Here is an 11,403-nt window from a genome sequence, read left to right on the forward strand (position 1 = left end):
TCGCGATGACATCGCCCAGCGGCTGGCCATCATCCTGTGCATCGACCAGGGCGCCCCCGATCTCGGCGAAGGATTTCAGGGTGTCACGCACCACCCCCGCTTCGTCTGCGACCTTTGCATGGCAAATACGCTCCGAAGCACGGTAGAGACGGCCGACGATCCGGTCGTGGGTTTCGACCACTGCGTCGGCCAACATCGCCTGCCATTCCGAGACGCAAACAGCCAAGATCGCAAGCCGCCTGTCCTCCGGGAGATCGCGCATGCCGTCGGCATAATACCGTTCACCCTGCCTGCGCAGACGAGTCACCCGATGGGCAGGAACGCCGGCAAGCAGATCCTCGGGGAGATCGACGCGTTGCAGATATTCGAGCCGGTCGAGCAGCCGGTTGGCCGACGAAGAGTTCGAGCCAGGCTCGAACTGGCGCAGCCACACAAAACGGGTCACCCGATCATCAGCCGTCTCCTCGAGCAATGCCAGCAACTGTTCTCGGATCGACATAGGCAGCCGACTGGCGATCCTCGTCTCGATGCGTCGCTCGGCATCGACGAGAGCCGCGGCACAAAGCCGCTCGATCGTGGATGTCGCGGGAAGGACAGTGCGGGTGCGTCGGCACTCGGCTACGAAGCGACGGGCGATATCCTCGTTCGACACCGCCATCTCGGCTTCTCGGAACAACCATTCCTTCAGCTCGCTCGCACCACGTCCGGAGAAGGTGCGGAAGCCGTAGAGCCCCCGTAACTCGGCAAGATGCTCGTGCCGTGTTTCCTCGCGGGCAGCATAGTCTACGAGATCGTCGGCACCCAGGCCAAGCTGCGCTCCGATAAATTCGATGACCTCTGCAGGGATCAGTTCGCCTGGAGCCAGCACCCGGCCGGGATAGCGCAGGACACACAATTGCAGGGCGAAGCCGAACCTGTTGTGAGCGCGCCGACGCAGCCTGATATGCCCAAAGTCTTCATCACTCAGCGTATAGTGCTTGAGCAAATCCGTCTGTGAAGTCGGCAAGCGCAACAGCGCGTCTTTCTGCCGATCGGTTAGAGTGACGCGACGCGGCATACATGTTCCTTTTTCAAAATCTGATAGCGTTCAAGACGCTTTGTTTATGAAGCTGGTTGAGATACATTTCCAGAGGTCAATGCAATCGTGGCCGAAGCGCCGCCTCAAACCAACGTTTGTGATACATGCTGATCGGATATGCCCGCGTCTCCAAAGCCGATGGCTCGCAGTCTCTCGACCTGCAGCACGACGCCTTGCGCGCCGCAGGTGTCGAACGGGACAATATCTATGATGATCTTGCTTCCGGCGGTCGTGATGATCGCCCTGGCTTGACTGCCTGCCTCAAGTCATTGCGTGACGGCGATGTGCTGGTGGTCTGGAAGCTCGATCGCCTCGGACGATCGCTTGCCCATCTGGTCAACACGGTGAAGGAGCTGTCAGACCGCAAGATCGGCCTGCGGGTTCTGACTGGAAAGGGCGCTCAGATCGACACCACGACTGCGTCCGGTCGCATGGTGTTCGGAATCTTCGCCACCTTGGCCGAGTTCGAGCGGGATCTGATCCGAGAGCGCACCATGGCGGGTCTCGCCTCCGCGAGAGCGCGCGGTCGCAAGGGCGGACGAAAATTCGCGCTCACCAAAGCTCAGGTGCGTCTCGCGCAAGCCGCCATGGCCCAGCGCGATACTTCAGTTTCCGATCTCTGCAAGGAACTCGGCATCGAGCGCGTCACTCTCTACCGATATGTCGGTCCCAAAGGCGAGCTCAGAGACCATGGAAAGCATGTTCTCGGACTTACGTAGTGGACTTGCCTCGGTTTCGTTCCGGTCTTTTTGAGAGCATTATTTGTTATCAAGGAGACCATATATGTCATTAAAGCATAGTGATGAATTTAAGCGTGATGCAGTTCGCATAGCACTCACTAGTGGCTTAACACGCCGTCAAGTTGCGTCAGATTTAAGTATTGGGCTTTCCACGCTTGGGAAATGGATCGCATCAATTTCCGATGAAACTAAAATTCCTACCCAAGACACTGATCTTCTGCGTGAGAATGAACGTTTACGCAAAGAGAACCGTATCCTTCGGGAGGAGAGGGAGATATTAAAAAAGGCAGCAATATTTTTCGCAGTACAAAAGCTGTGAGATTTCAGTTTATTACGGATTACCGTGGCTCTCTCTCACGTTCACGCATATGTCGTTTGATGGGCGTAACAGATCGTGGTTTACGTGCATGGAAACGCCGTCCTCCATCACTGCGCCAGCGTCGTGATCTTATACTTCTAGCGCATATACGTGAGCAGCATCGGTTGTGTTTGGGGAGCTATGGTAGGCCGCGTATGACAGAAGAGTTGAAAGCGCTGGGCCTGCAGGTTGGGCAGCGTCGGGTTGGACGTTTGATGCGCCAGAATAACATTACAGTTGTTCGAACGCGTAAATTCAAACGGACAACGGATAGTCATCATACCTTCAACATTGCACCGAACCTATTAAAACAAGACTTTAGCGCAAGCGCACCCAACCAGAAATGGGCAGGCGATATCACTTATGTTTGGACCAGAGAAGGATGGGTCTATCTTGCTGTTATCCTTGACCTGTATTCCCGTCGCGTGATTGGCTGGGCAACAGGTGATCGATTAAAGCAGGATCTTGCATTAAGGGCACTGAATATGGCGTTGGCTTTACGCAAACCACCACCGGGTTGTATTCAACACACAGACCGTGGGAGCCAATATTGCGCTCATGAATATCAAAAGCTACTGCTCAAACATCAATTGCTGCCGTCCATGAGCGGGAAAGGCAATTGTTTTGATAACTCCGCAGTAGAAAGCTTCTTTAAATCATTAAAGGCTGAGTTGATTTGGCGCAGACACTGGCAAACAAGGCGAGATATTGAGATTGCAATCTTCGAATATATAAATGGCTTTTATAATCCACGCCGAAGACATTCAACACTCGGCTGGAAATCGCCGGTGGCATTTGAGAAAAAAGCCGCTTAAAATGAGAGATAGACCGGAACACAACCGGTGCAAGTCCATAGCAACTCGTTTCTTTTCGCAGGTTGAGCCACCTCCGCGCTTCATCAGAAAACTGAAGGAACCTCCATTGAATCGAACTAATATTTTTTTTGGTGAATCGCATTCTGACTGGTTGCCTGTCAGAGGCGGAGAATCTGGTGATTTTGTTTTTCGACGTGGTGACGGGCATGCCTTCGCGAAAATCGCACCTGCTTCCCGCCGCGGTGAGCTCGCTGGAGAGCGTGACCGCCTCATTTGGCTCAAAGGTCGAGGTGTGGCTTGCCCCGAGGTGATCAACTGGCAGGAGGAACAGGAGGGTGCATGCTTGGTGATAACGGCAATTCCGGGAGTACCGGCGGCTGATCTGTCTGGAGCGGATTTGCTCAAAGCGTGGCCGTCAATGGGGCAGCAACTTGGCGCTGTTCACAGCCTATCGGTTGATCAATGTCCGTTTGAGCGCAGGCTGTCGCGAATGTTCGGACGCGCCGTTGATGTGGTGTCCCGCAATGCCGTCAATCCCGACTTCTTACCGGACGAGGACAAGAGTACGCCGCAGCTCGATCTTTTGGCTCGTGTCGAACGAGAGCTACCGGTGCGGCTCGACCAAGAGCGCACCGATATGGTTGTTTGCCATGGTGATCCCTGCATGCCGAACTTCATGGTGGACCCTAAAACTCTTCAATGCACGGGTCTGATCGACCTTGGGCGGCTCGGAACAGCAGATCGCTATGCCGATTTGGCACTCATGATTGCTAACGCCGAAGAGAACTGGGCAGCGCCAGATGAAGCAGAGCGCGCCTTCGCTGTCCTATTCAATGTATTGGGGATCGAAGCCCCCGACCGCGAACGCCTTGCCTTCTATCTGCGATTGGACCCTCTGACTTGGGGTTGATGTTCATGCCGCCTGTTTTTCCTGCTCATTGGCACGTTTCGCAACCTGTTCTCATTGCGGACACCTTTTCCAGCCTCGTTTGGAAAGTTTCATTGCCAGACGGGACTCCTGCAATCGTCAAGGGATTGAAACCTATAGAAGACATTGCTGATGAACTGCGCGGGGCCGACTATCTGGTATGGCGCAATGGGAGGGGAGCAGTCCGGTTGCTCGGTCGTGAGAACAATCTGATGTTGCTCGAATATGCCGGGGAGCGAATGCTCTCTCACATCGTTGCCGAGCACGGCGACTACCAGGCGACCGAAATTGCAGCGGAACTAATGGCGAAGCTGTATGCCGCATCTGAGGAACCCCTGCCTTCTGCCCTTCTCCCGATCCGGGATCGCTTTGCAGCTTTGTTTCAGCGGGCGCGCGATGATCAAAACGCAGGTTGTCAAACTGACTACGTCCACGCGGCGATTATAGCCGATCAAATGATGAGCAATGCCTCGGAACTGCGTGGGCTACATGGCGATCTGCATCATGAAAACATCATGTTCTCCAGTCGCGGCTGGCTGGTGATAGATCCCGTCGGTCTGGTCGGTGAAGTGGGCTTTGGCGCCGCCAATATGTTCTACGATCCGGCTGACAGAGACGACCTTTGTCTCGATCCTAGACGCATTGCACAGATGGCGGACGCATTCTCTCGTGCGCTGGACGTCGATCCGCGTCGCCTGCTCGACCAGGCGTACGCTTATGGGTGCCTTTCCGCAGCTTGGAACGCGGATGGAGAAGAGGAGCAACGCGATCTAGCTATCGCGGCCGCGATCAAGCAGGTGCGACAGACGTCATACTAGATATCAAGCGACTTCTCCTATCCCCTGGGAACACATCAATCTTACCGGAGAATATCGTTGGCCAAAGCCTTAGCGTAGGATTTCGCCCTCTCCCGCAAACGACCCCCTTTTATCTACACTAGATTTAAAACAGTTGAACGTATGAAAGAAGCTGTTTCTCAAAATATTCAATCAGACAACTTGAGCCATCAAAACGCCATCAAGAACAAGGAAGAACAAAAAGCCCGAATTAAAAAATTCCGTGATCAGTTAGAGATCGGGACGATCTTATATACCTCATGGGGATATGAGCAAACAAATGTAGACTTCTATCAAGTTATTGAGAAAAGCCGGGCATATTGTGTCATCCGTGAACTTAAACAGGCTTATGATGCAACAGGTTCAATGCAAGGTTATGTTGTGCCTTTACCGAATGAATTTACCAGCAAAGAGCCAATGAAAAAAAAGATCATGGATAACTATATCGTGATTCATCAGTCTGCAAATGCAACAGTATTAGATTTTGAATTATTGCCGACAGGTACAAAAGTTTATAAACGCTGCTATACATCATCATACGCATAAAACAGTTGACCCCCTGAAGGGGGTCAATTCACTACAGAGGAAAATATGAAGCATTCAAAATTAATATATAAAGATTGGCAATTATATTTAAGGCTCTTATTTGAAAATAAATAGGGGTAATAGTCACCCGCATTTTTTTGATGTTTAGATTTCTAATGCTTCAAAAAAATGCGGTTCATTGCGTATCATATAATGAATATTAAGGAACTGAAAAAATGAATAATGCTCAATTCAAAATTGAATGCTTCAGAAATGGTTTATATAGCCCAGAGCAAATAATTGAATTTTACAAGGTAGTCCACACGGAAGAAACTAAGTACAATAGCCGTGATGCTCAACTTTGGATTAATGGGAAAAGCTCTAGGGAATATCAAATTGACCCTAAAGCAATTCAAATTGTAGATATGCTTAATGCAATCAGATCGGAAGTAATTGCAAAAGAAAAAGAGCGTATAGAACTTGGCAATCCAAGATATAAATATCTATTCAAAGGTGAACAAGCACTATGGTCGGAGCATCAGGAATTTATAAATTTACCTGTCAATTTTTATAATTCAATAATGGTTGAGCTAGGTAAAAAAGATTTAATTTATTTTGAATTTTCAAAAAAAGATATTGAATCCTAAACGATAGAGCAGAGCAAAGTGTCTACTTTGCGAACTGAAAAATCTGAAAAATCCTCCCTTCTCTGATTACTGTTGAATGGGGCAAGCGAAGCAGACAAAATCTGTGATTTTGGCTAGCTGACCGCAGACCCGCAACTACTTCCATGTTACCTATAAGCGGGATTAACAAAGCAATCCCGCAGGGTTGCGACTGAAAAAAATTAAATTATATTTTTACCAGTTTGAATATTCTTTAATTTGTAGAGCCTGAATTATCAACTAGAGTTGATTTAGATTTTTTTGATTGTTCCCGATCAGCAATAAATTTGTCACCAGCAATTTTTAAACTGTCAAAATGTTGGGGATTGGATTTATATGATTCAAGAGCCTTTAAAAGAACACCAGTAATAATTCCTTTATCTTCAGTTGGGAAATCTACTATTTCAAAAAGCGCACCAATTGAAATTAATTTATGTTCACGTTTTTTGCGATCTTTAACTTGAGCAGCTTGAGCATCTTTTTTCAAACTAGCTAAAAGTTTTTTTTCATCTTCCTTAATTTTTTCTAATTCTAAACGTGCTTTATGTTTTTTAAATTCATTTTTCATTACACGTTCAAATGAACTAATTTGCTGCTTTGTTGGTGAGCCTGATTCAATACTTTTAACAAGTGACAAAATTAAATCTTCAGTTTGGTTTCTATTCTCTAATCCCTTCAAACGAGAGATTTCATCAGTTACAAACTTTTTTTGATCTTCAGTAAATTTTAGATTTTCGATAGCCATTGCCACTTCCTCATTGTCAATATTTTTAAATCATAGCATAACTAAAAATAGAGGAAATCTATTACAGCACTAAACAACAAAAATCATATTAAATTATTAATTTCTGACTTTTACAATTAAAGAAATATTTATTCTGAGTATGACTTGAATTGAAAAATATTTAGCCAGGTGATCATTTTTTATAGGATTTTTAAAATTTTAAAATTGGCTTTCAGTCCTTTAGTTTAAAAAATATCCTAATGTCTATCTAATAACAAAAAATTACAGTTTATAGCTTAAAAAAATCCTTATTAATCGTGTCACTTATAGACCCTCAGATTTGGGGTTTCTGAACTATGGGTTATCACCTTGTAGCGAATATATATTGAAGTTATCATGACAACAGCAGTTGGAATGTGCACGCTTCCGCGTTTCTCTCCGAGAAACAAAAAAAGCAGATTCAAAATAGGCGAATTATGGCGATTTATCACTTATCAGTTAAATCAGGTAGGCAATACGGTTCTTCGGGAAGTCGAGGGGCAAGCCATTACGCTTATATAAATCGTGAAGGTAAATACAAAAGAGAAGATTTAGAAAATATAAAATCAGGAAATTTACCAAATTGGGCTAAAGATGCTGCTCATTTTTGGAAGTCAGCAGATAAGAACGAACGCATTAATGGACGTATTTATACTGAATTGGAAATTTCATTGCCTAGAGAATTGAATAAAGAACAACGTGAAGAATTAGTACAGGAATTTGTAGATAAGACTTTAGGTAAAAACTTCACATATTCCTATGCAATTCATAGCCCATTAGCAAGTGATGGTGAACAAAATCCTCATATTCATTTGATGTTTAGTGAAAGAAAATTAGATGGTATTGATCGTGACGAAGTACAACACTTTAAACGCTACAATCCGACTAATCCTGAAAAGGGCGGGGCAGGTAAAGATCGCTATTTTTCATCTAAAGTTTTTGTGGCAGATACACGCTTATCATGGGCTAACCATGTAAACGATTTTTGCGAAAATTTAGGTCTTGATGCTCGTATAGATCATAGAAGTTATAAGGCTCAGGGGCTTGAATTATCCAGTCAAAACTTCAGGGCTGATTATGTTAGTAATCATAAATATTTCATTAATGAAAATATAAAAAATATACGTCATCAAAATGGCGAAATTATTATTGAGCGTCCTTCGGAAGTTATTAGAGCTTTAACTTCTAATCAGTCTGTATTTACTGCCCGTGATCTTGAGCGTTTTGTTATGGCTCATACTGACAGTCAAGAACAATATCTTAAAGCCTATGAAGCTGTAATGACTTGTCCTGATATGGCAATGTTGTTTGGGAAAGATAAGGTTGTATTCTCATCAAAAGAATTGGTCGGAATTGAAGATTCTATTACTGCATTTATCTACAATGCCAATGAGCAAAGTCGAGTACAGAAGCCATTTAATTTAACTGAAAAATTCACTTTAAATGCTGTAAAAATTGCTGATAAAAGAACATTCAATAGAGAGCAAGAAGCAGCCTATTATACTTTGACTTCTACTGATCGAATCTCATTGCTAAATGGTTCGGCTGGTACTGGTAAGTCTTATGTTCTTAGTGCTGTTTCTGAAGCCTTCAAAACTTCAGATTATAAAGTTCATGGTATTGCTTTGCAGGCAATTACAGCTAGAGCTATTTCTGACGATTGTAATATTCCAAGCAGTACAATTGCTTCATTCCTTGCCCGATATGAAAGTGGTAATTTTGAGATCAATAATAAGACTGTCTTGATCTTAGATGAAGCGGGGATGGTCGGCTCAAGAGACATGCAAAAACTTCTCATGATCGTAGAGAAGCATGATGCTCAAATAAAACTTGTTGGTGATAGTTATCAGTTAAGTGCTGTTAGTGCTGGTTCTGCTTTTGCTCATATTCAAGATAACCTTGATAAGAAAAATATTGCTTCATTAGAAAATATACAACGACAAAAATATGCGAAGGAATCAGAGAAAATGATTGAAGCATCTAAGTTGTTATCTAAGCATGAAGTTGACAAAGCATTAGATATTTATAAGACCATTAATGCTGTTAATGAATATGAATCTCACGATCTAGCACTAGCCAAAACTATTAAATCTTGGAGTGAAGATTCTAGCGAAAATAAGTTAATGCTTGCTCATTCAAATAATGATGTGAATGAATTAAACCGCATGGCAAGAAATGTATTAATTAAAAATGGTCAACTTTCTGCTACTGGTAATCATGTTAAAACTGCTTTCGGTGATATTGAAATTACTGTCGGAGAAAAAATTGTATTTAAGCAGAATGATTCAAAATTAAAAGTTAGCAATGGTGAAACAGCAAAAGTAATCGGTTTTGAAAAAGATAATCTTAATAACATTAAATTTATGATGGTTCAGTCAGATAGAAATAATGAGATCATTAAAGTAGATTTAAATGAATACAACCAATTTAAATATGGTTATGCAAATACTATTCACTCATCACAAGGTATGACTGTTGATAATGCCTATATTGTGGCGAGTGAGAACATGAATGCTAATTTAACTTATGTTGCTTTGACCCGACATAAACATAATGTCGAAATTAATTATTCTGCTATGTCGTTTACCACGAATGAAAAAGAATTCGTTAAACGTCCAGATGGGAAAATCTCATATGATCAGAATTACAATCCTGTTGAAAAAGAAGTTACACCTTTTGAAAACTTCAAAAAAGTTCTAGGACGATCAGAAAAGAAAGAATTTTCTACAGACTTCACTTTAGTAGACAAGCAAGAAAAATTGATCAAAGCATATCTGCAAGATCACCGCCACCATATTGAAGATAAGCGGGAGATATACGGAATTAACTCGAAGATACATGCTTTAACTTCAGAGAATCGTACATTCACGAAGGAAGAAATTGTTACCGAGGTTCGTGCGAATCTTAAATCTAAATCTATTTTAGGTGATGAGATCGGTAGCATTAGAGGTATGAAAATTGCAAAAGGTGAGCTTCTCAAACTTGAGGAAGGGTTACAGATCAAGACTGGATTCTTTAAGAAAGAAACCTTTGAGAAGGGAACAGAATTAAAGGTTCTTGATGCCTACAAGATGAAAGATAAACCAATGATTAAAGCTCGAATCAATGATATGGAATATGAGATTCCATTTGAAAAACTTTCTGTTAAGTATTCAGATCGGTACTTCACAGAGTTTAAAGATCAGAGCGCACACCGTTTTACTGCCCGCAATAAAACTGAAGTTTATAGCGAGTACCGTGAGCAGTTATTGAAGCAAAAGATTACTGCACCGGAAGAAAATTTGAATGCTCCTAATCACAAGATGAAGCTGCAAAGCAATCTTAATACTACCCCTAGAAATACACCTAGAATCTAACTTCACCTGGCATAAGCAAGTGAAAATAACAAACCATAAAAGACTTTTTAATGAGTAAAGATGATCATGATAAATTTGTATTATTCCTGATAGTTGTAGGCTTTATCGTGTTAGTTGTTTGCGGTCTTGCGTGGCAGGGAGCAGGCATCTTTAACTTGCCTTTCACAGTGATGCTATGGACTATCATTAGATTAATTATCGTGGTATCGCTTGTATTTATTACTGGAAAATTCGGTCTATCAAGAGAGTTTACTTTCCCCGCAGCAGCAGTAGGTTTAGCTTTTAGTTTATTCCCTGTCCTTGATCATATTGCGTTAGGTTATTCTGCTAAAAATTTCTATGAAACCACTAATTTTATGGGGCAAACGGTTCGGGAATTTGGTGCCAGTAAAATTACGGTCTGGTGGGGTTCGATTTATGCCAAAATAGCCTATGCTAGCCTTGCAGGTTTAATTGGATATGGTGTTAAGGTCGCCACTGATGATTAAAAAAGAAAAACCAACTTGAAGTTGGTTTTTTTGGCACTGTTGCAAATAGAGATTTGAGTCGATGATGTTCCCTTTAAAAAGTACTTAGAGACCGAAAACCCTGTTGATTAGACACACTTCACCCTGAGGCTGACCATAATAAAATGACGATGCTTGTCCTTTACGTAGTGCACGCATGACTTCAATACCTTTAATTGTGGCATAAGCCGTCTTCATAGATTTGAATCCTAATGTGGCCCTGATGATCCGCTTTAGCTTGCCATGATCACATTCAATCACGTTATTTTTATACTTAATCTGCCTGTGCTCAAGGTCTGGTGGACATTTACCTTCCCGTTTTAACCGTGATAAAGCACGTCCATATGTGGGTGCTTTATCCGTGTTGATCACTTGTGGAATTTGCCACTTCTTCACATTATTTAAAATTTTTCCAAGAAAACAATATGCTGATTTGGTATTACGTCTAGAAGAAAGATAAAAATCAATGGTATCGCCACGTTGATCGACTGCACGATACAGATAAGACCATCGTCCATTCACTTTTACATAGGTTTCATCAATATGCCACGAGCTCAGATCTGTAGGATTACGCCAATACCAGCGTAAACGTTTTTCTATTTCAGGAGCATAACGTTGAACCCAACGGTAAATAGTCGTGTGATCAACATTCACACCCCGTTCGGCCAGCATTTCCTGCAGTTCACGATAGCTAATGCCATATTTACAATACCAGCGCACAGCCCAAAGAATGATTTCGCCCTGAAAATGCCGACCATGGAAAGGATTCATATGCTGCACCTTTAGCTAAAACAGTCTTCAGCTTACCATTCGTGGTTATTTGCAACAGTGCC

General features: G+C 43.3%; 11 protein-coding genes. 8 read left to right on the forward strand and 3 right to left on the reverse strand.

The genetic code is table 11. The annotated features are described in order from the left end of the window. Positions 1-1,057, reverse strand: a 1,057-nt coding sequence (locus PSF67_RS21360) for a DUF4158 domain-containing protein (protein ID WP_001138079.1), incomplete at its 3' end; no start/stop codon positions are given. 125 nt (positions 1,058-1,182) lie between these two features. Here PSF67_RS21360 and PSF67_RS21365 point away from each other — a divergent pair. From PSF67_RS21365 to PSF67_RS21390, 6 genes are all read left to right on the forward strand, one after another. After that, on the forward strand, positions 1,183-1,797 hold the full coding sequence (locus PSF67_RS21365) for a recombinase family protein (RefSeq protein ID WP_000904906.1): 615 nt from the start codon (positions 1,183-1,185) through the stop codon (positions 1,795-1,797). Between the two features lie 64 nt (positions 1,798-1,861). Next, positions 1,862-2,991, forward strand: a protein-coding gene (locus tag PSF67_RS21370) for an IS3-like element IS1133 family transposase (protein ID WP_085959879.1) whose coding sequence is annotated in 2 segments (ribosomal slippage) — positions 1,862-2,108 and positions 2,108-2,991 — 1,131 coding nt in all. Because the reading frame shifts where the segments join, the coding sequence is not laid out codon by codon here. A gap of 106 nt (positions 2,992-3,097) precedes the next feature. After that, positions 3,098-3,901 (forward strand): aminoglycoside O-phosphotransferase APH(3'')-Ib, encoded by an 804-nt coding sequence (gene aph(3'')-Ib / locus PSF67_RS21375; protein WP_001082319.1) that lies wholly within the window; start codon positions 3,098-3,100, stop codon positions 3,899-3,901. Continuing rightward, positions 3,901-4,737, forward strand: coding sequence for an aminoglycoside O-phosphotransferase APH(6)-Id (locus PSF67_RS21380; protein ID WP_000480968.1), 837 nt, complete (start codon positions 3,901-3,903; stop codon positions 4,735-4,737). Before aph(3'')-Ib ends, PSF67_RS21380 begins: the two co-directional genes overlap by 1 nt. 141 nt (positions 4,738-4,878) lie before the next feature. Next, positions 4,879-5,301 (forward strand): hypothetical protein, encoded by a 423-nt coding sequence (locus tag PSF67_RS21385; protein ID WP_000656635.1) that lies wholly within the window; start codon positions 4,879-4,881, stop codon positions 5,299-5,301. A gap of 215 nt (positions 5,302-5,516) precedes the next feature. Beyond that, positions 5,517-5,927 (forward strand): hypothetical protein, encoded by a 411-nt coding sequence (locus tag PSF67_RS21390; RefSeq protein ID WP_001057867.1) that lies wholly within the window; start codon positions 5,517-5,519, stop codon positions 5,925-5,927. Positions 5,928-6,159: 232 nt separating this feature from the next. Here PSF67_RS21390 and PSF67_RS21395 read toward each other — a convergent pair whose 3' ends face one another. Then, positions 6,160-6,690, reverse strand: a complete 531-nt coding sequence (locus PSF67_RS21395) for a conjugal transfer protein TraD (RefSeq protein WP_000963725.1) — start codon at positions 6,688-6,690, stop codon at positions 6,160-6,162. Between the two features lie 455 nt (positions 6,691-7,145). Here PSF67_RS21395 and PSF67_RS21400 point away from each other — a divergent pair, with 455 nt between their 5' ends. Together PSF67_RS21400 and PSF67_RS21405 are read left to right on the forward strand one after the other, a co-directional pair. Continuing rightward, a complete protein-coding gene (locus PSF67_RS21400; RefSeq protein WP_005119228.1) occupies positions 7,146-10,064 on the forward strand; it encodes an AAA family ATPase in 2,919 nt (972 codons plus the stop codon). Positions 10,065-10,114: 50 nt separating this feature from the next. Further along, on the forward strand, positions 10,115-10,552 hold the full coding sequence (locus tag PSF67_RS21405; RefSeq protein ID WP_000030933.1) for a hypothetical protein: 438 nt from the start codon (positions 10,115-10,117) through the stop codon (positions 10,550-10,552). 84 nt (positions 10,553-10,636) lie between these two features. Here PSF67_RS21405 and PSF67_RS21410 read toward each other — a convergent pair whose 3' ends face one another. Next, positions 10,637-11,341, reverse strand: coding sequence for an IS6-like element IS1006 family transposase (locus PSF67_RS21410; protein ID WP_001067784.1), 705 nt, complete (start codon positions 11,339-11,341; stop codon positions 10,637-10,639). Positions 11,342-11,403: the final 62 nt, after the last annotated feature.

It is taken from the genome of Providencia sp. PROV076 (genome assembly GCF_028483405.1).
In the GTDB taxonomy this organism is placed as follows: Bacteria; Pseudomonadota; Gammaproteobacteria; order Enterobacterales; family Enterobacteriaceae; genus Providencia; species Providencia huaxiensis.